Source organism: Frondihabitans sp. OV104, assembly GCF_057787745.1.
On sequence record NZ_CM173541.1, the window covers coordinates 3,567,675 to 3,588,964 of the forward strand.

Sequence of the window (21,290 nt, forward strand, 5' to 3'; positions counted from 1 at the left end):
GGCCCTGTGGAGAACGTCCCACCGGCACTTCGCCGCGGTCACGGCACGGCGCCCGCCGGAACGGCGGAGCGCCGCGGTTTCTTCGGCGGCATCGCGCCGATTCGGCGGGCAAGGCCCGGGATCGTGCCGATCCGGCGGGCGTGGCCGCTGGCCGCGGTGGCCCCGCAGGACCGGCCGGTGCCCGCCGGAACGGCCTAGCCCCGTGGCTCCGGGCGCGAACCCCCGCCGGAACGGCAGAGCCCCGCCGTCTGCCCGGCGGGCTTGTGCCGATTCGGCGGGGCGGGCAACGCCAAGCACAGCGAGCACACCCCCGACCCGGGGCGCAGGAACTCGGGGCGGCCGGCTTCGAGAGCGAGCTAGACCCGTCGCGCCCCGTCGGCGGCGTGCACCGCGAAGACCGTCGGCTCGCGATACCCCGCGACGGCGAACGCCGCCAGCACGGCCGCCGTCACGGCGTCGCGCGCGGTGGTCGGCACGAGCGCGATCGCCGAGCCGCCAAAGCCGCCGCCGGTCATGCGTGCGCCGACGGCGCCGGTGGCCTGCGCCGTCGCGACGGCCAGGTCGAGCTCGGGCACCGAGATCTCGAAATCGTCGCGCATCGACGCGTGCGAGGCGTCGAGCAGCGCGCCGATGGCGCCCGGGCCCTTCTCGCGGAGGGTGCGCACGGTGTCGAGCACGCGCCGGTTCTCGGTGAGGATGTGCCGCACGCGGCGGAACGTCTCGTCGTCGAGCACCTCGGCGGCGCGAGGCAGGTCGTCGACGTCGAGGTCGCGCAGCGACGACACGCCCATCTCGCGGGCTCCGCGCTCGCACGAGGCGCGGCGGTCGACGTACCCGCCGGTGGCGTGCGCGTGCTCGACGCGGGTGTCGATCACAAGCAGCTCGAGCGAGGCGGCGGAGAAGCCGAGGTCGATCACCTCGGCGTCGAGGCTGCGGCAGTCGAGGAAGACGGCGGAGTCGGCGCGGCCGAGCAGCGACGCCGACTGGTCCATGATGCCGGTGGGGGCTCCGACGGCGTCGTTCTCGGCGAGCTGCCCGACGGAGGCCAGGAACGGCCGGGTCACGTCGAGGTGCCAGAGGTCGGTGAGGGCGACGGCGACGGCGCACTCGATGGCCGCGGACGACGACAGGCCCGCGCCCACGGGGACGTCGGAGTCGACCCAGATGTCGAGGCCGGCGGCGGTGGTGAGTTCCTGCGAATCACTGCCCTGCGCCCCTAGCTTCTGCTGCAGGGCCCACGCGATGCCGAAGACGTAGGCCGACCAGCCGGACATCTGCGTCGTGTCGAGGTCGTCGAGCGAGATCTCGTGGACGCCGGCCTCGAAGGAGGAGGCCACGCGGAGGAGTCGGTCGTCGCGGACTCCGACGGTGATGGTCGTGTCGCGGTCGATCGCGAGCGGAAGCACGAAGCCGTCGTTGTAGTCGGTGTGCTCGCCGATCAGGTTGACCCGGCCGGGGGCCGCCCAGCGCCCGACGACGGCGGTGTCGAAGGCGCCCTCGAAGGAGGTGGCGCCCTCGAAAGATGCGCTGCTCTCGGAAGAAGATGGTGACGTCATGCTCGCTCGATTGCCTCTCGGATCAGTTCGGCGCTCTTCTCGGGGACGAGGTCGCCGATCCAGGCGCCCATCGCGGCCTCCGAGCCGGCCAGGAATTTGAGCTTCGTCGCCGCCCGGCGCGGGGACGTGATCTGCAGCATGAGACGCACCGTATCGCGACCGACATTGATCGGCGCCTGGTGCCACGCGGCGATGTACGGCGTGGGGTCGTCGTAGAGCGCGTCGACGCCGCGCAGCAGGCGGCGGTACATCACGGCGAGCTCGTCGCGCTCGTCCGGGGTGAGCCCGGCGAAGTCGGGTACGTGGCGGTGCGGCAGCAGGTGGATCTCGACGGGCCAGCGCGCGGCGAACGGCACGAACGCCGTGAAGTGCTCGCCCGACAGAAGCACGCGCGGGCCGGTGCGCTCGCTCTCGAGCAGGTCGGCGAACAGCGTCGGCCCGTACTGGTCGATGCTCGTGAGGAGGCGCTGGGTGCGCGGCGTGACGTAGGGGTAGGCGTAGATCTGGCCGTGCGGGTGGTGCAGCGTGACGCCGATCGCCTCGCCGCGGTTCTCGAACGGGAAGACCTGCTGGATGCCCGGCAGCGCGCTGAGCGCCTCGGTGCGGTGCGCCCACGCCTCGACGACCGTGCGGGCTCGTGACTCCGACAGCCCGGCGAACGAGCCGTAGGTGTCGGGGCTGAAGCAGACGACCTCGCAGCGGCCGACCGACGTGCGAGTGCGGCCGAAGCCGAGCGACGAGAGGTCGGCGAGGTCGTGCGGCGCGTTGGCGGCGTCGGGCGGGAGCTCGGGGCCGAACGACGGCGAGCGGTTCTCGAACACGGCCACGTCGTAGTTGTCGGGGATCTCGGACGGGTTCGTCTCGCTGGCCGGAGCCAGCGGGTCGAGCTCGGCCGGGGGAAGGAAGGCGCGGTTCTGACGTGATGCGGCGATCGACACCCACTCGCCCGTCAGGACGTCCTGCCGCATCGTCGCGGTCTCGGGGCGCGGGTCGAGCGGGCGCAGGTCGGGCTTGCGCTCCGGCGACAGCGTCGTGTCGGCGTCGTCGAAGTAGATGAGCTCGCGACCGTCGGCGAGGACGGTCGGGCGGATCGCGATGGGCATGCCCCTCCTTGGGTGTGCACGGTGCCAGGCCGCAGTGCGTCTTTCGCTTGCGAAGGCAGTTGAAAGTATACGAAGATCGGGTCATGGAATCCACCTCCGGCGCCACAGCCGCACGTCGGCGAGATGGGGTCGTCGCCTACGTCGAGGCGCACGGCTTCGCCCGCACCGCCGACCTGGCGCGCGAGTTCGGCACCTCCGAGGTCACGATCCGCACCGATTTCGAGGCCCTCGCGGCGTCCTCGCGCGTGGTCCGCGTGCACGGGGGAGCGATGGCCGTCGACCAGGCCCCCGTCGAGCGGTCGTTCGAAGAGGTCGAGGCCGTCGGCTCCGACGCCAAGCGCGCCATCGGGGTCGCAGCCGCCGCGATGGTGCGCGACGGCCAGTGCGTCGTGCTCGACGTCGGCACGACGACGACGCAGGTCGCTCTCGCCCTCCTCGAGCGCACCGACCTGATCGGCGTGACCGTCGTGACGAACGGCCTCACGATCGCCCTGGAGCTCGAGCGCGCCGTGCCGCGCTTGACGGTGATCGTCACCGGCGGCACGCTCCGCCCGCTGCAGCACTCGCTGGTGAATCCCCTGGCGACCACCGTGCTCGACGGCATCACCGCCGACATCGCCTTCCTCGGCTGCACCGGGATCGACGTCGACCACGGGGTCACCAACGTGAACCTCCCCGAGACCGACCTCAAGCGCCTCATGGTCAAGACCGCCCGGCGCTCGATCATCGTGGCCGACGGGGGCAAGATGGGAGAAGCGCATCTCGGCGTGATCGGTCCGCTCGACAGGTTCGACGGGCTCGTCACCGCCGGTGCCTCGACGGAGAGCGTGGCCGCCCTCCGAGCGGCCGGGCTCGCCGTGGTCGAGGCGGATGCGCCTCTTTCCAGCTGACATCCCGACCTAGGAGTCCCGCGTGACCGACGTCGCCCCGCCCACCGGCGAGCAGTACCACCTCCGACTCGACGCCCCCGGCGGCGTCGTGACGGCCATCGTCACCGAGGTCGCCGCGGGTCTCCGCGCCCTCGAGGTCGGCGGAGTGGCCGTCGCCGAGACCTTCTCCGAGCACGAGGCGCCCCCGTCGGCTTCCGGCATCACCCTCGTCCCGTGGCCCAACCGCGTCGACGGCGGCACCTGGACCCTCGACGGCAAGCCCCAGCAGCTCGACATCACCGAGGTCGCCAAGGGCAACGCCAGCCACGGCCTCCTCCGCTTCTCGCCCTACCGCGCCGTCTCGGTCGAAGAGCACGCGATCACGCAGTCGGCGTCGGTCTTCCCGCAGCACGGCTACCCGTTCCGCCTCGACACCACCGTGCGGCACGAGCTCGTCGACGGAGGCATGGTCGTCACGCACACCGTGACCGGCCGGGGCGCAGGAACTGCGCCGATCGCCGTCGGGGCCCACCCGTTCTTCCGTGTCGGCGGCCACGACCCCGCCTCCCTCCGGGTCACCCTCGACGCCGCCACCCGCTTCGAGACGAACGTCCGCAGCATCCCCGTCGGCACGGCGCCCGTCGCGGGCACTCCGTTCGACCTGACCGGCTCCCCGCTGCTCGGCGACCTCGACATCGACGCCGGCTACACCGACATCGCCACCGACGGCGAGGGGCACCGCCACATCACGCTCGCGGCCCCCGACGGCTCGTCGACGACAATGTGGATGGACGCCGCGTACCCGTACATGCAGGTGTTCACGCCCCGCAACTTCCCGCGCGACGGCGTGAAGGGCCTGGCCTTCGCGGCCGAGCCGATGAGTGCTCCGGCCAACGCGCTGGCCTCGGGCGAGGGCCTGGTGTGGCTCGCCCCCGGCGAGACCTGGACCGGCCGGTGGGGCGTCGCCTACTCCCCGGCCCCCTAGTCGCCGCCCTCCAGCGGGCGACAGACCCGGCGGACGGCCCCGCAGCTGTCTGAGAAGGCAACGTCGCCGCCGTTACGATACGAGTGGGCCCCGTGGGGCTCGAACCCACGACCAACGGATTAAAAGTCCGATGCTCTACCGACTGAGCTAGAGGCCCGTGCAGTCATCAAGCCTAGCAACCTCGTGGGCGACCAGGCGTACCCTTGGGCGAGTGCCCCCACGCGACTTCCACCGCCCCACGCAGTTCGCCGGCCACGAGTTCGAGGCGTTCCAGGGCGGCGACGACCCGGCCGTCATGCACCGCGTCGCCCACGAGTCGGCCGCGGCCCTTCTGGCGCGGGTCCGCAACGATCCCACCCCCGAGATCCTCGACCGCCTGGTCGCCTTCACCGACTCGCACGGGATCGACGCGCTCGCTGAGCTGTGGGCTGGCGCGACCCCGCACAGCCTGCCCGGCGCGCTCTGGCGCATCTACCTGCTGCGCGCCGTGATCCGCCAGAGCCCGGACGACATCACCTACCTGTTCGAGCGCGGCTCCCGCATCAGCGCGACCATCGACCCGATCGTGGCGGGTGCGCCGATGCCGGCCAGCCCGGAAGAGATCCTCGAGCTCGCCGACCGTATCCTGCGCGGCGTCTTCGAGGGCGACTTCGGCCTCGCTCTCGAGCGCGGCGCCGCCTTCGCCCGTCTGGCGGCGTCTGGTGCGGCCAGCGTCGCCGACGACCTCGACGTCATCGAGCCCGACCGCTCCGTCGAGCTCACCCGTCGCGCGCTCCGCCTCACCGAGCTGGCGACCGACCTGCACGCCTGCTCGGCCCGCTGGCGCGACGGCAGCCTGGATTAGACGGCAGCCTCGACAAGACGGCAGCCTCGACAAGACGAGCAGGACACACGCCCGGCTATTCCCGAGTTCGCTCTGTGCGGACTCCCCGGCCCGCGGTCGAGGTTCTCGCTACAGTGGATGTCGCCGGGCCGCAGCAAACCCCGGGCTCCAAAATTAGCCGCTTCGAGCGGCCTCGCGCCGAGAGGCGTTTCTGCGGCCCGGCGCTTTCCCGTTAAGGAGGTCTTTCAAGAAACCTCCCAGGCAGGCCAAACCCCCGGGGCCGCGGTGCCGAACACATTGCGAGAGAACAACCCGCAAACATCTCCACCAGGCGCTAATCGGACTCCCTAGGTCCGGTTCACCGAGGTGGTCCTCTCGCACGCACCCGGGCTCCGGCCATCCCAGACGGCGTTCGTGCGGGAGGGCCACCTCAGTACCAGCGCCGACAACCACGACAAGTGCGGATGGAGGTGCAACCTGACATGCTGGAGCTTGTGAGCCGAGATATGGATGATCCCGGGCGTGACACGGGAGTCCCGCCGACTCCCGAGGCACTCCTCGAGCGAGTTGCCGAAGGCGACCGCGAGGCTTTCGCGCAGTTGTACGACATGACGGCACCCCGCGTGCTGGGCTTGATCAAGCGACTCTTGAAAGACCACTCGCAGTCCGAAGAGGTCACCCAGGAGGTGTTCCTCGAGATCTGGCAGACCGCGACCCGCTTCGACCACAACAAGGGCGGGGCCTCGAGCTGGATGCTCACGATGGCCCACCGCCGAGCGGTCGACCGCGTGCGGGCCAGCCAGTCGAGCCGCGACCGCGACACCAAGATCGGAATCCGCGACTTCGAGACCGATTACGACTCGGTCACCGAGCAGGTCGAGATCCGCATCGAGCACGAGCGGGTCGAGCGAGCGCTCGGCCGCCTGACGGAGCTGCAGCGACAGGCTGTGACTCTCGCCTACTACGGGGGCTACTCGCACAGCGAGGTCTCCGACATGCTTCACGTTCCCATCGGAACGGTGAAGACCCGACTCCGCGACGGCATGATCCGCCTTCGCGACGAACTAGGAGTGGCGTCATGAGCAGGCACAGCTCGACGTCCGGCGGCGGCCCCATGAACCCTGACATCGACACCCTTTCCGGCGCATATGCGCTCAACGCCCTAGACGAGGCTGAGCGCGAAGCGTTCGAAGCCCGCCTCGCGGACGACCCCGACCTCAGACAGGAGACCGCCGAGTTGACCGACACGGCCCTGCTCCTCGGCTACGCCGTCGAGCCCATCACTCCTTCGCCGGCTCTTCGTGCGAGCGTCCTCGACCTCATCGGCTCGACGCCGCAGCTGCCCCGGCTCTCCGCTCCCGACGTCACGGATGTGGCGCAGGAACGCCGGCCCACCGCCGACGCCCCCGCCGTATCGACCGAGGCCGAGATTCTCGAGCCCATCCCGCTGGCGCGTCAGCGCTGGTTCATGCGTCCCGGCGTCATGCTCCTGAGCGTGGCCGCAGCCGGTGCGCTGATCTTTGGCGGAGTCGCCCTCAACGACCAGCTCAACCCGGCGACCTCGCCGAGCAGCCAGGTTGCCATCGGCCCGGACATCGGTTCGATCCTTGCCGCGAACGACGTCCAGCACACCGCGGCCGACATCTCGACCGGCGGCAAGGCGACCCTGTACTGGTCGAACGACCTCCAGCGCTCGGCTGTCGTCGTCAACGGCGCCACGGCCCTGCCCTCGGGCAAGACCTACCAGCTCTGGTACATCAAGGGCTCCGACGTCAAGTCGGCCGGCACCATGGCCGTCAACGGCAACTCCGTGACGCAGGTGCTCCAGGGCGACCTGCAGAAGGGCGACACCGTGGGCATCACGGTCGAGCCGGCCGGAGGGTCGAAGCAGCCGACCTCGACGCCGGTGGTCGCGCTGCAGAGCGCTTAGCCGCCGCCAGGAAGTTCCTGCGCCTCTCTGTGTGTGAGGGAGCGCAACCGCGAAAGGCGTGAGCCCCAGTCAGACGACTGGGGCTCACGCGTTTAGCGCGTGGCCGCCGATCAGCCGAAGCGGCCCGAGACGTAGTCTTCGGTGGCCTGGACCGACGGGTTCGAGAACATCGTCGCAGTGTCGTTGTACTCGATGAGCTTGCCCGGCTTGCCGGTGCCTGCGATGTTGAAGAACGCGGTCTTGTCGCTGACGCGCGAGGCCTGCTGCATGTTGTGGGTCACGATGACGATCGTGTACTGCTGCTTGAGCTCCTCGATGAGGTCCTCGATGGCGAGGGTCGAGATCGGGTCGAGGGCCGAGCAGGGCTCGTCCATGAGGATCACGTCGGGCGAGACGGCGACGGCGCGCGCGATGCAGAGGCGCTGCTGCTGACCGCCCGAGAGGCCGGAGCCGGGCTTGTCGAGGCGGTCCTTGACCTCGTTCCAGAGGTTGGCGCCGGTCAGCGACTTCTCGACGAGCTCATCGGCCTCGACCTTGCCCATGCGGCGGTTGTTGAGCTTCACGCCGGCGAGGACGTTCTCACGGATCGACATCGTCGGGAACGGGTTCGGGCGCTGGAAGACCATGCCCACCTGGCGGCGCACGAGCACCGGGTCGACGCCCTCGCCGTACAGGTCGTTGCCGTCGATGAGCACCTCGCCCTCGACGTAGGCGCCGGGGATGACCTCGTGCATGCGGTTGAGGGTGCGGAGGAAGGTCGACTTGCCGCAGCCGGACGGACCGATGAACGCCGTGACGGTGCGGGGCTCGATGGTGATGTTGACGTCTTCGACAGCGCGGAACTTGCTGTAGTAGACGTTGAGGTCTTTGACTTCGATGCGCTTGGACACGGTTTCCTTAGTCGAGATTGCTGGCTAGCGGAGGCTGTTGCTTCCGCTGTCTAGCGGAGGCTGTTGCTTCCGCTTTCTAGCGGAGGCTGTTGCTTCCGCTATCTAGCGGAGCTTGGGAGAGAAGAGGCGGCCGATCAGGCGAGCGAGGAGGTTCAGCGCCATGACGATCAGGATGAGCACCAGGGCGCCCGTCCAGGCGCGCTCGAGGAACGGCGTCGCGTCAGGACCCTGGTTCGCGTACTGCGTGTAGACGAAGACGGGGAGCGTCATCATGCGGTCGCTGAAGAGGTCGTAGTTCATGCTCGTCGTGAAGCCCGTGGTGATCAGCAGCGGCGCGGTCTCGCCGATGACGCGTGAGATGGCGAGCATGACGCCTGTCGTGAGGCCGGCGATCGACGTGGGCAGGATGATCTTCACGATCGTGAGCCATTTCGGCACGCCGAGGGCGTAGCTGGCCTCGCGCAGCTCGTTCGGCACGATCTTGAGGATCTCCTCCGACGACCGGACGACGACCGGGATCATCAGGACGCTGAGCGCGACCGAGCCGACGATGCCGGCGCGGATCGAGGGGCCGGCGAAGAGGGCGAAGAGCGAGTAGGCGAAGAGCCCGGCGACGATCGACGGGATGCCCGTCATGACGTCGACGAAGAAGGTGATGGCGCGGGCCAGGCGACCGCGGCCGTACTCGACCAGGTAGATCGAGGTGAGCAGTCCGATCGGGATCGAGATGAGCGCGGCGAAGGCGGTGACCTCGAGGGTTCCGACGATGGCGTGGACCGCGCCGCCGCCGGCGCCGATGACGTTGCGCATCGACTCGTTGAAGTAGGCGGAGTCGAACCGTGCGACGCCTCGCGAGATGACCGTGTAGATCAGCGAGATCAGCGGCAGCAGCGTGATGATGAAGGCCGTCGTCACCAGCGAGGTGACGAGGCGGTCCTTCGCCTTGCGACCGCCCTCGACCACCATCGAGATGACGACGATGAGGATGTCGAAGAGGATCGTGCCGAAGAAGAAGGCGCCCACGAAGTTGAAGTCCGTGGTCGTGCCGGATGCCTGCAGAAGAGCGAAGACGCCGATGAAGATGAGCCAGCTGACGATGAGCAGGCCCCACGGTGCGCCCTTGGGGAGCTTCCCGGCGGTGAGGGTGTTCGCGCGGGTGTTGCGGACGGCGACCGACATCAGTTGGCTCCCGAGAAGGCCTTGCGGCGGTTGACGATGAATCGCGCGGCCATGTTGACCAGCAGCGTGATGACGAAGAGGACGAGGCCGGACGCGATGAGCGTGTTCAGGGCGACGCCCTGGGCCTCGGGGAACTGCGTCGCGATGTTCGCCGCGATGGTGTTCGGGTTCTGGCTCGTCAGCAGGAAGACGTTGATCACCGTCGCCGGCGACAGGACGATGGCGATGGCGAGGGTCTCGCCGAGCGCGCGACCGAGCCCGAGCATGATGCCCGACACCATGCCGGAGCGGGCGAACGGCAGGACGGCCATCTGGATCATCTCCCAGCGCGTCGCGCCGAGGGCCAGAGCCGCCTCTTCGTGGAGGCGCGGGGCCTGGAGGAAGATCTCGCGCATGACCGCGGTCATGATCGGCAGGATCATCACGGCCAGCACGATGGCGGCGGTGAGGATCGTCTTGCCGGTGCCCGACACCGGACCCTGGAAGAGCGGGATCCAGCCCAGCGTGTTGACGAGTGTCGTGTAGAACGGCTGAATGAACTTGGCCAGGACGAGCACGCCCCAGAGGCCGAACACGACGGAGGGGACGGCCGCCAGGAGGTCGATGATGTAGCCGAGCAGCTGGCTGATCCGGCGCGGCGCGTAGTGCGAGATGAAGAGCGCGATGCCGATCGAGAGCGGGGTCGCGATGATGAGCGCGAGCAGGGCCGCCCAGACGGTGCCGAAGACCAGCGGGCCGACGTAGACCCAGAAGTTGGCCGCGTCGTTCGGGATCTGGCCCGGCTTCGCCGTCAGCGCCGGAAGGCTCTGGACGATCAGGAAGACAGCGGTCGCAGCCAGGACGACCAGGATCAGGGAGCCGGACAGCACGGTCGCGAGCGAGAACACCCGGTCGCCGATCCGGATGACCGCCTTCGGGGGAGTGGCGGTCTTCGTGGGGCTTTCCGCGGAAGCGGTCATGAAGTGAAATCCTGCTCTGGCCGGGGGCCGCATGACTGTCGGGTGGTGAAGCGCGTTGGGCGAATGCCAGGTGAATCAGAGGAGGTCCGGGTCGCAGCCGCGGGGGCTGCGACCCGGACCAGGTGATGCTGGGTGGAGCGGGTGCTACTTGATCGTCGCAGCGGCGGTCGCGACCTTGGCAGCGAGGTCGCTGTCGAGGGGAGCGGAACCGGCCTGAGCAGCGGCGGCCTTCTGGCCGGCGTCGCTCGCGGCGTAGGTGGCGTAGGCCTTGACCAGGTCGCCCTTGGCGCTGTCCTTGTACGTGTCGCAGGCGATCATGTACGAGACCAGGACCATCGGCCAGTCGCCCGAGTCCGTGAGGGTGCGGTCGATGTTGATGGCGAGGTCGTTGTCGGCGCGGCCCTCGACGAGCGGCGACTTCGCGACGACAGCGGCAGCACCGTCGGCGCTGATCTTGGTGGCGGTGCCACCGACGACGAGCTGCGACACCGAGAGGCCGGTTGCGGCCGACTCGTCGATGTAGGTGATCGAGTTCTTCGAGTTCTTCGTGGCGTCGGCGACACCCGAGGTGCCCTTGGCCGCGTCACCCACCGAGTAGGGGAAGGTCTGCGAAGCGGGCTTCGTCCAGACCGACTTCGCCTCGGCGGCGAGGTACTCGGTGAAGTTCTGCGTGGTGCCCGAGTCGTCGGAGCGGTGCACGACCGTGATGGAGGCACTGGGCAGCGTCGCGTCGGGGTTCAGCTTGGCGATCGCCGAGTCGTTCCACTTGGTGATCTTGCCGCTGAAGATGCCGGCGATGGTGTCGGCGTCGAGGATGAGGTCCTTGAGGCCGTCGACGTTGTACGCGACGGCGATCGGGGAGATGTAGACGGGGAGGTCGATGGCCTTCGAGTCGGCTGCGCAGCCGGCGAAGGTCGACTTGATCTCGTCGTCCGAGAGAGCGGCGTCGGAGCCGGCGAAGTCGGCGGCACCCGAGATGAAGCTGGTGCGCCCGGCGCCGGAACCCTGCGGGTCGTAGTTGACGGTGACGCCGGTTCCGTTGGCCTCCTGGAAGCCTGCGGCCCAGGTGGTCTCGGCGACGCCCTGGGCGGACGAGCCGATGCCGTTGATGGTGCCGGAGAGGCTGGTTCCGCCGCTCGACGAGCTGCCGGGGGCGGCATCCTCGTTCGAAGCGCAGGAGGAGAGCGCGATGGTGCCGACGAGGGCGATGGCGGCGATGCTGCCAACTCGCTTGATGTTCACAGATTTCCTTTCGGGGAAGTCGTGTCGTGATGCTGGACCTGCTCGTCGCATCGCAGTGCCTCAGGCGCTGGACCTCGTCGAGCATCGGGCCGGTGCTGACCCGCGAGCGAGGCTACGTTTGCGCGTTAACGACGTTCGTCCGATTGGGTGAACGGAAGGTTAACGCCGGGGGAACAAGCGCCGGGCATCGCGGCTTCGAGACCGCCGCGGAGTAATGAGCCGTTCACGGTCCGCCTCGTCGCGCTGAGCGCGGGCGCGGGGCCCGAATCGGGCGCAGGAACTCGGGGTGGTCGCTAGACGGTCGGACCGTGCGTCTCGACGGCGACCAGCGTGCCGTCCGAGTGCGCGACGTGCAGCACGGTGTAGTCGGCCAGCCCCAGCGACGCGTACTGCCTCAGATCGAGGCGGTGGCCGCCGCGCGTCTGCGACGCCACCTGGCGGATGATCTCGGGCAGCACGGGTCCGTGGCTGCAGAGCACGGCGTCGACCTGCTTCTTGAGCCGCTTCTTCACGGCGCCGGCGATGTCATCGGTGCCGGACTCGTAGGCGTCCTGGCTGATCGCATCACTGTCCTTCACGCCGACGCGCGTCGCCGTCGACAGGGGCTCGACCGTCGCGAGGCACCGGGCGGCCGTGCTGCTGACGATCTTCCGGGGGCGCCAGGCCGCGATACCGGGCGCGACGCTCCTCGCCTGTTTGCGGCCGGCGGGAAGCAGGGGCCGCGTCGAGTCGCTCCCGGCCCATTCGCCGGGCGAGATGGCCTTCGCGTGGCGAAGGGCGACGATGGCGAACGTCCTGGCCTGGTCGGCGGCGACGCGGTCGGCGAAGCGATCGAGTATCTCGGCGTCGCGCTCGTAGGTGAGCTGGTGGCGGGCCTTGGCGATCGGGACCCACTCGATCCGTGCCACCTCGTCGTTCGGTGCGAAGACGCCGGCGGCGGCATGCTGCTCGTCGGTCACCTCGGCCGCCCAGTAGTGGACGACCTTGTCGCGCCCTCCGGGCAGCAGGTACTCGGCTGTGCCGAGGGGTGCGCCGAGGCCGACGCGGTAGCCCGTCTCTTCGGCGATCTCGCGCACGGCGGCTTGCGGGGTGGACTCGCCGGGATCGACCTTGCCCTTCGGGAAGGAGACGTCGTGGCGGTGGTCGCGGTGGATCAGCAGCACCCGGACCTTGCCCTCCACCATGCGCCAGCACACGGCTCCCGCGGCGACGACGGTGGTCGCCGAGGAGCGCGCGCCGGGGTGGACCGTCGAAGCGTCTCGCATGCTCACCGGGCGGAGCGCCTTCTCTTGCTGATCTGCCGCATGAGGCCGTCTTGCATGTCGGAGAGGATCTGGCCGTCGTCACCGCGCGCGTGCCTGGTCCACTCGCCGTCCGGCGTGAGGTGCCAGGAGGTGGTCTCGGGCGACATGGCGAGGTCGAAGAGCGCGGAGATCTCGGCCAGGTGGTCGTCCTGTACGAGGCGGACCAGGACCTCGACGCGACGGTCGAGGTTGCGATGCATCATGTCGGCGCTGCCGATGTAGACCTGGGGGTCGCCCTCGTTGTGGAACCAGAACAGGCGGGAGTGCTCGAGGTAGCGGCCCAGGATGGAGCGGACGCGGATGTTCTCGCTGAGACCGGGGATGCCGGCCTTCAGCGCGCAGATGCCGCGCACCCAGATGTCGATCGGCACCCCGGCGTTGCTCGCGTGGTAGAGCGCGTCGATGATCTCCTCGTCGACCATCGAGTTGATCTTGATGCGGATGCCCGAGGGCTTTCCCGCGGCGGCGTTCTCGGCCTCGACGGCGATGCGCTTGATGAGCCCCTTGCGCAGGTGGAGCGGTGCGACGAGGAGTCGCTTGAACTTCTTCTCGATCGCGTAGCCCGACAGCTCGTTGAACAGGCGCGTGACGTCCTTGCCGACCTGATCGTCAGCGGTGAAGAGGCCGAGGTCTTCGTAGATGCGGCTCGTCTTGGGGTTGTAGTTGCCCGTGCCGATGTGCGTGTAGTGACGCAGCCGGCCGTCTTTCTCCTGCCGGATGACGAGGGCGAGCTTGCAATGCGTCTTCAGGCCGACGAGTCCGTAGACGACGTGGACGCCGGCCTTCTCGAGCTTGCGGGCCCAGGTGATGTTGTTCTGCTCGTCGAAGCGGGCCTTGATCTCGACCAGGGCCAGCACCTGCTTGCCGGCCTCGGCGGCGTCGATGAGCGCCTCGATGATCGGGCTGTCACCCGACGTCCGGTAGAGCGTCTGCTTGATGGCGAGCACGTTGGGGTCGGCGGCGGCCTGCTCCAGGAAGGCCTGGACGCTCGTCGCGAAGGACTCGTAGGGGTGGTGCACCAGCACGTCGCGTCGGCCGATGCTCGCGAAGATGTCGGGCTTCATGTTGGGCTCGGTCGGGAGCAGCTGGACGGCAGTGGTCGGCAGGTGCTTGGCGAAGTGGAGCTCGGGGTTCGTGATCTTGGCGATCTCGAACAGACCGGCGAGGTCGAGCGGCGCCGGGAGGCGGTAGACCTCCTGGTCGGTGATGTCGAGCTCGCGGACGAGGAGCTCGAGCGTCACGGGATCCATGTCTTCAGTGATCTCGAGACGGATCGGCGGACCGAAACGACGGCGCAGGAGCTCTTTCTCGAGGGCCTGGATGAGGTTCTCGGACTCGTCCTCGTCGATCTCGACGTCTTCGTTTCGCGTGACGCGGAAGACGTGGTGCTCGATGATCTCCATGCCCGGGAAGAGGTCTTGGAGGTGGTTCGCGATGAGGTCTTCGAGGGGGATGAACCGCAGGCGGCCGCTCGAGTCGTCGGGGAGCTGCACGAACCGCGGGAGCACCTGGGGCACCTTGAGGCGCGCGAACTCCTGCTTCTCGTTCTTCGGGTTGCGGACGCGAACAGCGAGGTTCAGCGACAGGCCGGAGATGTAGGGGAAGGGGTGCGCCGGGTCGACCGCGAGCGGCATGAGCACGGGGAAGATCTGGTTCGAGAACACGTCGTGCATGGTCGCGCGGTCGGCCTCGGCGAGGTCGGACCACATCTCGACATGAATGCCGGCGGTGTCGAGGTCGGGCTTGATGGAGTCCTGGAAGGCCGCCGCGTGCCGGGCCTGCAGGGCGTACGCCTTGCGGTTGATCGAGGCCAGGACGTCTTTCGGGGCCGTGCCGATGTTGGTGGGCACCGCGAGGCCGGTCGAGATGCGGCGCTTGAGACCGGCGACGCGCACCATGAAGAACTCGTCGAGGTTGCTGGCGAAGATGGCGGCGAAGTTGGCCCGCTCGAGAAGCGGCGTCGTGGGGTCTTCGGCGAGCTCCAGAACGCGCTGGTTGAACGCCAGCCAGCTGATCTCGCGGTCGAGGAAGCGGTCGGTGGGCAGGGTGCCATCGCCGTCGAACGAGACGATGTCGTCGAAGTCGTCCATGAGGTCGTTGCTCACGGCTGCGCCGTCAACGTAGGGTTCGCTGTCCATTGCTCAATCCTGCCACCCGCCGGTGCCCGACCGTGCGGCCGAGCGTGAACTGTTGGTAACTCCGGCCGCATTGCGGTGAAATCCGTGTGTGATGTATTAATGAATGGCCGCAGGGGGATTGAGAGGGGTTGTGAAGAGCAGGATCGTTGCCAGACTCGCGGTTGTCGGGGTTCTCGTCGGGGCGAATGCGCTGCCGGCCTCTGCCGCTGATGGGGAGCCGAGGAGTGGGCGCGCCACAGAAGTGGATTCGGCTTGCAAGCAGGCCGTGGTCGAGGTGGGGGGATCGATGACGGAGGTCGCGAGCGTCTGCTCCGTCGTGACGGAGTCGACGTCTGGCCCCACGATCGTCGTCGATGCGTCCGAGCTCGACGACGTCGTGGTCGACGCGGACCAGACTGGCTTCGCTCGCGCCGTCAAAGCCGGCACGGTCCGCTCGAAGGCGTGGAGTCAGACGAAGTACGGCGGGACGTACAAGGAGATTCACAAGGGCACGTTCTACTACGACGGGGCGAGGGCCTGGTCGAAGGAGCAGACGTACCGAGGCAAGAAAGGATCGCACTCCTGCGGTGTCGCCGGCAGCTGGGGCTTCGGGGTGAACGTTGCTACGGTCGCCTGCACTCAGCCGCGTTCCGGCGCGAACGTCGTGAACCGCGAGACCTACAAGGTGCAGGCGGTGGCGAACGGCAGTCCGATCAACTGGACGCTGGCGATGTCCATGATGCTGAAGGCCAACGGAACGATGACGAGCCGTGCGTCCTGAGGCAGTGCCGGTCGGGAAGGTCGCCGTGGACGGTCGTGCGGTGGCCCTATTCGTTCTGGGAATCATCGTCTTTGGCGCCATCGTCCCGGGCGGGGGTCTTCTGGTCGCGCTCGCCGCGCGCTTCACGACTGTGCGTCAGTCGAAGCGCGCGATGGTGATGCTCTGGGTGGTTGCCGGAGTCATCACGGCCATTCCGGTCATCACGATGATCAGCTTCGCGTTTCCACCCGTAGCAACCGTCGGCCCGGAGGTCGTGGTCAGTGATTGACATAGGTCTCGCCGATCGGCTCCCCGACTGGGAAACGGGTGGCCCTTCGTCCCGACGCATGTCTCCCAGAATCGATCGCGTCTTCGTTGTCGTCTGCGCTCTCCTGATCGCGATCGGAGTCGTGGTGGTCGTCGGCATGGTGCTGGCAGCGGTCGCCTTCGCGAACGGCACGAGCATCGGCATCCCGCTCGTCGCGACCTTCGATGGCGTTCGAGATGTCAGCGCGACGCCCACGGTCACCATCACCGGATCGGGGGTCGCCGTCGGCGTGGTGGCGATCGTCCTTGCTCTTCCGCTCGGGATCGTCGCCCTGCAGTACCCCGACGAAGTGCCGGGGCGGGCGGGCGGCGAGGTCAGCGGGCGAGGGAGTACTGCACGTCGATCGCGTGGTCGGTGAAGCCGCGGGTCGCGTAGAGGCCGAGGGCCGCGTCGTTGTCGCCCTCGACGTAGAGGGACGCGGTCGCGACGCCGCGCGCCGCCAGGCGTGCCAGGCCGGCGTCGACCACTGCTCCTCCGAGGTGCTCGCCCTGGTGATCCGGGGAGACACCCACGGCATAGAACTCGCCGATGGGCGCAGCGAACTCGCCGATGTGCGCAGCGAACTCGCCGATGGGCGCAGCGAACTCGCCGACCGAGGCGTCCGGCTCCACCTTCAGCCAGGCGAACGCCACGAGCTCGTCGCCGAGCGAGAGGAGGAGGAAGTCGTCGGCGTCGAACCACTCCTCGGCCATTCGCGCATCGAGGTCGAGCTGCGTCAGGGAGCCCTGCTCGGGGTGCGAGGCGAACGCGCGGGCGTTGAGCTCGAGCCAGGCGGTGTCGTCGGCGCCGGGGTGGAACGCTCGGACGGTGGTGCCGCCAGGGAGTTCCTGCGCCGTGAATCCCGAAGGGACGGAGGCGCGCTGCTGGAGGAGCCGACGCGTGGGGGTGAACCCGAACCCCTCGGCGAGACGGCGCGCACCCGGGTGGTCGCCGTGCGCCCAGACGGCGAGCGGGCCGGTGGTCGCGTCGAGCACGGAGTGGAGAAGGGAGGTTCCGAGGCCCCTGCCGCGCGCGGACGGACGCACGACGAGCTCGGCTTCGCCCGGGCGCAGGATCGCGGCAGCGTCGTCGCCGCCGATCACGCGGGCGTCGCCCGAGCGCGCCTCGACCAGTGCCTGGTCGGAGAAAGGAGGAGCGCCGTCCGCCGCCGCCGCCTCGGCGGCCAGCGTCGTCAGCGCACTATGAGGTGAGGACATCTCGCTGGTCGTCGTCGTAGACGTTGAAGCGATAGCCGACGTTTCGCACGGTGCCGATCAGCGACTCGAGGTCGCCGAGCTTGGCGCGAAGGCGCCGAACGTGGACGTCGACGGTGCGGGTGCCGCCGAAGTAGTCGTAGCCCCACACCTCGCTGAGCAGCTGCTCGCGCGTGAAGACCCGCGAGGGGTGCGTCGCGAAGAAGCGGAGGAGCTCGAACTCTTTGAAGGTGAGGTCGAGCGGGCGGCCGTGGACCTTGGCCGAGTAGCTGGCCTCGTCGATCACGACGCCGGAGGCCTGGATCTTGGAGCCCGACTGGCTCTGCGCGAGGCGGCCGGTGACGAGGCGGATGCGCGCGTCGACCTCGGCGGGGCCGGCCGACTCGAGGATGACGTCGTCGACGCCCCACTCGGAGTTGACGGCGGTGAGGCCGCCCTCGGTGAGCACCAAGACAAGGGGAACGGTGACGCCGGTGGTGCGAAGGATCTTGCAGAGCGCCTTGGCGCTGGAGAGGTCGGTCCGGGCGTCGACGAAGATGAGGTCGCTCGACGGGGCGTTCACGAGGTGCGCGGGCTCTGCGGGGATCTGCCGGGTGCGGTGGCTGAGGAGAGCCAGCGCCGGAAGGACTTCAGACGTACCGGAGGAGGTCAGGACCAAGAGCTGCGCCACACGACCTCCAGTAGATGTACTCTCGACGATTCTAAGTCACGCCGAACTTGCCCCCGATAACCCTAGTGGGTGCCCGCAAGGCTCGAGTGGGGGAGGATGGTGGTCGTGGAAACCATCTCGCGCCGCACCCGTCTCCGTCTCGCCACGACGATTCCGGTCTGGTGCGTCGCTCTCGCGGGGGCGATCGTGGTCGGTCTGACGGTCAAGGGCGACGGGTTCCTGACCTGGCTGCCTCTGGTGCTCGGGGCCTCGATCCTGGTGACGTTCTGCCTGCAGCTGGCGACGCGGGAGAAGGACGGCCTCGTCGACCGCACGATGCTGAGCCTGAGCGGCAGTCTCGTGGTGCTGGGAATCGCGACCGGAGTCCTCGCTCTTCTCTCGCTCTGACGGGGGTCGCGGGTAGCATGGAGCCTATGGACTCGCTGCTTCCCCTCGAGATGTTCTACATCGGCCTGCTCGTACTGGCCTCCCTCTGCATCGCCTTCGTCGCGGTCACCGTTCTGGTCAAGCTGTTCAAAGGACAGCGCTAGTGGCCCCTGAGATCGGCGCCGCATGATCGACATCCCCACCGATCTGCCGGCCGAGCTCGTGCCCCTGTCGTGGCTCCTCGGCGTCTGGGAAGGCACCGGAGTCGTCGACTACAAGACGGGCGACGACCCCGATTCGCGACGCACCCACGAGTTCGGGCAGCGCGTGAGCTTCAGCCACGACGGCCTGCCGTTCCTCAACTACAGCTCGTACAGCTGGCTGCTCGACGACGAGCGCACGCCGCTGGTGAGCGAGACCGGCTACTGGCGGCTCGACCGCCCCGCCGAAGAGGGCGACCGCGGTCCCGGCATGCTCCCGGGCGTCGGCATTCAGCCCTTCACGACCGCTCGCGCCGTCGAGGTCCTGCGCACCCCGGACGACGGCTTCAACCTCGAGGTGTCGCTGGTGCACCCGACGGGTGTCAACGAGCTCTACCTCGGCCGGGTCAAGGGCCCGCGCATCGACCTCTCGACCGACGCCGTCGTGCGGTCGAGCCACGCCAAAGAGTATTCGGCGGCCACCCGCATGTACGGCCTCGTCGACAACCACCTCCTCTGGGCGTGGGACGTAGCGGCGCTCGGCCATGAGCTCCGCACCCATGCATCGGGGCGACTCGCTCATGTCGACTGACGCGTCGATCAGCACTCCCTCTCCGTTCTCCACCCGGCCCGGCTTCGTCGCCGACGAGGCGACGGGTGTCGCCGCGCACTTCGGCAATCCGCTGGTGGAGCAGAGGGCGCTGGGCGCCGGCACCGCGGTCGTCCAGGTGCCGTCCCGGGGTCTGATCACGGTCACCGGCCCGGACCGCCTCTCGTGGCTCGACTCGCTCACCAGCCAGAGCCTCAAGAGGCTGGCTCCCGGTGTCTCGACCGAGACGCTCCTCCTCGATCCCTCGGGCCGTGTCGAGCACGCTGCCGGTGTCGTCGACGACGGCGAGACGACGTGGCTCCTCGTCGACGCGGCTGCCGTCGAGTCGTTCGCCGTCTGGCTCGACCGGATGCGATTCATGCTCCGCGTCGAGGTCGCCGACCGCAGCGCCGACTTCGCCGTGCTCGGCTCGTTCGGCGAGCTCGGGCTTCCCGCCGCCGCGCCGTCGGGCGTCCCGCTCGTCTGGCTCGACCCGTGGGCGTCCATCGCGGTCGGCGGCGTGGGCTACTCCGACGCCGCCATCCACCCCGCGCGCGACTGGTCGTATCGCGAGACCGTCGTGAGCCGCGAGTCGCTGGCCGAGGTCGCGGCGTCCGGCGTGCCCGTGGCCGGTTCGCTCGCCCTCGAGGCGCTCCGCGTCGCCGCCTGGCGGCCCAGCCTCGTGCACGAGCGCGACGAGCGCACGATCCCCCACGAGCTCGACTGGCTCCGGTCGGCCGTCCACCTCGACAAGGGCTGCTACCGCGGCCAGGAGACCGTCGCGAAGGTGCACAACCTGGGGCACCCGCCGCGACGCCTCGTGATGCTGCACCTCGACGGCTCCGACACCGTGCTGCCGGCGCCGGGATCCCCCGTCTTCGCCGGTGAGAACGAGGTCGGCTCGATCACGTCGAGCGCGATCCACTTCGAGCTGGGCCCGATCGCGCTGGCTGTCGTCAAGCGGACGGTCGACGTGAGCGCGCAGCTCGTCGTGAGCGCCGACGGCATCGAGATCGCGGCCGCGCAGGAGGTCATCGTGCCTCCCGAGGCCGGTGCCGCCGCGGGTGTCCCGCGTCTGCCGCGCCTGGGAGCCGTGCGGCGCTGACCGTGCGCGTCCCGTTCTTCTCGCGTACCGATCTCGTCACCTCCCTCGCCCGGGTCCGGTCGTCGATCCCGGCGATAATCCAGATCGTCCTCGCCGCGGGCGCGGCCTACGCCATCACGCACTACGGAATCGGGCACGCCATCCCGATCCTGGCCGTGACGGTCACCATCTCGTCGCTCGGGTTCGCCCGCGACGCACGCCCCCGGCGGGTGCTCGAGAATGCGATCGGCGTCGTCATCGGCATCGCCCTGAGCGAGCTGCTGCTCATCGTGTTCGGCAAGGGCGTCTGGCAGTACGGCGTCGTGCTGCTCGCCGCGCTCGTGATCGCCAGGTTCTTCTCGGCGTCGAGCGCGTTCGCGGTGGCGGCAGCGACCCAGTCGATGTTCGTGATGCTGCTGCCGGATCCTGCGGGAGGGCCCTTCACCCGGTCGCTCGACGGCCTGGTCGGAGGCGGCGTCGCGATCGCTGTCACGGCGATCATCCCGCGTGACCCGATCGGCCTCGCTCGCGCCGACGCCCGGCGTCTCTTCGCCGAGCTCGAGCCCGCCTTCGCCGCGATCGTCGCCGCTCTGCGGCATGACGACGTGCGCAGGGCCGACGCGGCGCTCGACCGGCTGCGGGCGACGCAGCCGCTTCTGGATGACTGGGCGGCGACCCTCGGAACGGCGCAGTCGATCTCGCGCATCTCGCCCTTCCTGAGGCGGCGGCTCCCTGCCGTGACCGAGGAGGCCCGCCTGCTGCGCTACCTCGACCTCGCCGTTCGCAACCTGCGGGTCGTCACGCGCCGAATCGACACGACGATCGGCGACGGCCGACGACGTCCCGAGCTGGCCGACCTCGTATCGCGGATCGCCGTCGCGACCCAGGTGCTGGGGGAGTCGCTCGCCGACGTCGAGAAGCGGCCCGCTGCCCGTGACGCGCTGGAGGCCGTCGGCGGCCGGCTCGACCCGGCTCTCGTCCTGCCCGGAGCGCCGGTCGGCGAGACCGTGCTCGTGCTCATGCTGCGCCCGCTCGTCATCGACCTGCTCATGGCGACGGGGATGGCGCACGACGACGCCCGCGGGCGTCTGCCGGCGCTCTAGCCGGCGTCCGGCCCGGCGAGCACGGGGGTTGAGCTGGCCG

Annotated in this window: 22 protein-coding genes and 1 tRNA gene; 12 read left to right on the forward strand and 11 right to left on the reverse strand. The window is 69.2% G+C overall.

What is annotated here, in order from left to right:
- Positions 1-356 precede the first annotated feature (356 nt).
- Both galK and galT read right to left on the reverse strand, forming a co-directional pair.
- Positions 357-1,556 (reverse strand): galactokinase, encoded by a 1,200-nt coding sequence (gene galK, locus AC3CBB_RS16910; RefSeq protein WP_488625460.1) that lies wholly within the window; start codon positions 1,554-1,556, stop codon positions 357-359.
- Complete coding sequence (gene galT / locus AC3CBB_RS16915) at positions 1,553-2,659, reverse strand: galactose-1-phosphate uridylyltransferase (protein ID WP_488625461.1); 1,107 nt, start codon at positions 2,657-2,659, stop codon at positions 1,553-1,555. Before galT ends, galK begins: the two co-directional genes overlap by 4 nt.
- 83 nt (positions 2,660-2,742) lie before the next feature.
- Between galT and AC3CBB_RS16920 the strand changes: the two genes are divergently transcribed.
- Together AC3CBB_RS16920 and AC3CBB_RS16925 are read left to right on the forward strand one after the other, a co-directional pair.
- Positions 2,743-3,549 carry a DeoR/GlpR family DNA-binding transcription regulator gene (locus AC3CBB_RS16920; RefSeq protein WP_123507031.1) on the forward strand — a complete coding sequence of 269 codons (807 nt, stop codon included), beginning with the start codon at positions 2,743-2,745 and terminating at the stop codon, positions 3,547-3,549.
- 22 nt (positions 3,550-3,571) lie between these two features.
- Positions 3,572-4,513: an aldose 1-epimerase family protein gene (locus AC3CBB_RS16925; protein WP_488625462.1), complete on the forward strand. Its 942-nt coding sequence runs from the start codon at positions 3,572-3,574 to the stop codon at positions 4,511-4,513.
- Positions 4,514-4,597: 84 nt separating this feature from the next.
- Here the strand turns inward: AC3CBB_RS16925 and AC3CBB_RS16930 are convergent.
- Positions 4,598-4,670, reverse strand: a tRNA-Lys gene (locus AC3CBB_RS16930).
- Positions 4,671-4,724: 54 nt separating this feature from the next.
- Here AC3CBB_RS16930 and AC3CBB_RS16935 point away from each other — a divergent pair.
- From AC3CBB_RS16935 to AC3CBB_RS16945, 3 genes are all read left to right on the forward strand, one after another.
- Positions 4,725-5,357, forward strand: coding sequence for a DNA-directed RNA polymerase subunit beta (locus AC3CBB_RS16935; protein ID WP_123507033.1), 633 nt, complete (start codon positions 4,725-4,727; stop codon positions 5,355-5,357).
- Positions 5,358-5,818: 461 nt separating this feature from the next.
- Complete coding sequence (locus tag AC3CBB_RS16940; protein ID WP_488625463.1) at positions 5,819-6,418, forward strand: sigma-70 family RNA polymerase sigma factor; 600 nt, start codon at positions 5,819-5,821, stop codon at positions 6,416-6,418.
- On the forward strand, positions 6,415-7,266 hold the full coding sequence (locus tag AC3CBB_RS16945) for an anti-sigma factor (protein ID WP_488625464.1): 852 nt from the start codon (positions 6,415-6,417) through the stop codon (positions 7,264-7,266). The genes AC3CBB_RS16940 and AC3CBB_RS16945 overlap by 4 nt, the downstream gene beginning before the upstream one ends.
- Before the next feature lie 110 nt (positions 7,267-7,376).
- Here the strand turns inward: AC3CBB_RS16945 and pstB are convergent, their stop codons facing one another.
- The 6 genes from pstB to AC3CBB_RS16975 all read right to left on the reverse strand — a co-directional run bounded on the left by pstB (position 7,377) and on the right by AC3CBB_RS16975 (position 14,978).
- Positions 7,377-8,156: a phosphate ABC transporter ATP-binding protein PstB gene (gene pstB, locus AC3CBB_RS16950; protein WP_123507036.1), complete on the reverse strand. Its 780-nt coding sequence runs from the start codon at positions 8,154-8,156 to the stop codon at positions 7,377-7,379.
- 102 nt (positions 8,157-8,258) lie between these two features.
- Positions 8,259-9,335: a phosphate ABC transporter permease PstA gene (gene pstA, locus AC3CBB_RS16955; RefSeq protein ID WP_488625465.1), complete on the reverse strand. Its 1,077-nt coding sequence runs from the start codon at positions 9,333-9,335 to the stop codon at positions 8,259-8,261.
- Positions 9,335-10,294, reverse strand: a complete 960-nt coding sequence (gene pstC, locus AC3CBB_RS16960) for a phosphate ABC transporter permease subunit PstC (RefSeq protein WP_123507038.1) — start codon at positions 10,292-10,294, stop codon at positions 9,335-9,337. The genes pstA and pstC overlap by 1 nt, the downstream gene beginning before the upstream one ends.
- A gap of 144 nt (positions 10,295-10,438) precedes the next feature.
- Complete coding sequence (gene pstS, locus AC3CBB_RS16965) at positions 10,439-11,536, reverse strand: phosphate ABC transporter substrate-binding protein PstS (protein WP_488625466.1); 1,098 nt, start codon at positions 11,534-11,536, stop codon at positions 10,439-10,441.
- Positions 11,537-11,829: 293 nt separating this feature from the next.
- Positions 11,830-12,801: an NUDIX hydrolase gene (locus tag AC3CBB_RS16970; protein ID WP_488626760.1), complete on the reverse strand. Its 972-nt coding sequence runs from the start codon at positions 12,799-12,801 to the stop codon at positions 11,830-11,832.
- A 2-nt stretch (positions 12,802-12,803) separates the two neighbouring features.
- A complete protein-coding gene (locus AC3CBB_RS16975) occupies positions 12,804-14,978 on the reverse strand; it encodes an RNA degradosome polyphosphate kinase (protein ID WP_123507042.1) in 2,175 nt (724 codons plus the stop codon).
- A gap of 286 nt (positions 14,979-15,264) precedes the next feature.
- Between AC3CBB_RS16975 and AC3CBB_RS16980 the strand changes: the two genes are divergently transcribed.
- From AC3CBB_RS16980 to AC3CBB_RS16990, 3 genes are read left to right on the forward strand one after another with little or no spacing between them, the layout of a single operon-like run.
- Entirely contained in the window at positions 15,265-15,738 is a 474-nt protein-coding gene (locus AC3CBB_RS16980) for a hypothetical protein (protein ID WP_148061226.1), read from the forward strand.
- 4 nt (positions 15,739-15,742) lie between these two features.
- Positions 15,743-16,006 carry a hypothetical protein gene (locus tag AC3CBB_RS16985; protein WP_123507044.1) on the forward strand — a complete coding sequence of 88 codons (264 nt, stop codon included), beginning with the start codon at positions 15,743-15,745 and terminating at the stop codon, positions 16,004-16,006.
- A 58-nt stretch (positions 16,007-16,064) separates the two neighbouring features.
- Positions 16,065-16,403 carry a hypothetical protein gene (locus AC3CBB_RS16990; protein WP_123507045.1) on the forward strand — a complete coding sequence of 113 codons (339 nt, stop codon included), beginning with the start codon at positions 16,065-16,067 and terminating at the stop codon, positions 16,401-16,403.
- Here the strand turns inward: AC3CBB_RS16990 and mshD are convergent.
- Positions 16,360-17,241 (reverse strand): mycothiol synthase, encoded by an 882-nt coding sequence (mshD, locus tag AC3CBB_RS16995; RefSeq protein WP_488625467.1) that lies wholly within the window; start codon positions 17,239-17,241, stop codon positions 16,360-16,362. The genes AC3CBB_RS16990 and mshD overlap by 44 nt on opposite strands.
- On the reverse strand, positions 17,225-17,908 hold the full coding sequence (locus AC3CBB_RS17000) for a winged helix-turn-helix domain-containing protein (protein WP_123507047.1): 684 nt from the start codon (positions 17,906-17,908) through the stop codon (positions 17,225-17,227). The genes mshD and AC3CBB_RS17000 overlap by 17 nt, the downstream gene beginning before the upstream one ends.
- A gap of 105 nt (positions 17,909-18,013) precedes the next feature.
- Between AC3CBB_RS17000 and AC3CBB_RS17005 the strand changes: the two genes are divergently transcribed.
- The 4 genes from AC3CBB_RS17005 to AC3CBB_RS17020 all read left to right on the forward strand — a co-directional run bounded on the left by AC3CBB_RS17005 (position 18,014) and on the right by AC3CBB_RS17020 (position 21,250).
- Positions 18,014-18,295: a hypothetical protein gene (locus AC3CBB_RS17005; RefSeq protein WP_148061228.1), complete on the forward strand. Its 282-nt coding sequence runs from the start codon at positions 18,014-18,016 to the stop codon at positions 18,293-18,295.
- Between the two features lie 165 nt (positions 18,296-18,460).
- Positions 18,461-19,066, forward strand: a complete 606-nt coding sequence (locus AC3CBB_RS17010; protein ID WP_488625468.1) for a nitrobindin family protein — start codon at positions 18,461-18,463, stop codon at positions 19,064-19,066.
- Positions 19,056-20,168 carry a CAF17-like 4Fe-4S cluster assembly/insertion protein YgfZ gene (gene ygfZ / locus AC3CBB_RS17015; protein ID WP_488626761.1) on the forward strand — a complete coding sequence of 371 codons (1,113 nt, stop codon included), beginning with the start codon at positions 19,056-19,058 and terminating at the stop codon, positions 20,166-20,168. Before AC3CBB_RS17010 ends, ygfZ begins: the two co-directional genes overlap by 11 nt.
- Positions 20,169-20,170: 2 nt before the next feature.
- On the forward strand, positions 20,171-21,250 hold the full coding sequence (locus tag AC3CBB_RS17020; RefSeq protein WP_488625469.1) for an FUSC family protein: 1,080 nt from the start codon (positions 20,171-20,173) through the stop codon (positions 21,248-21,250).
- The last annotated feature ends 40 nt before the right edge of the window (positions 21,251-21,290 follow it).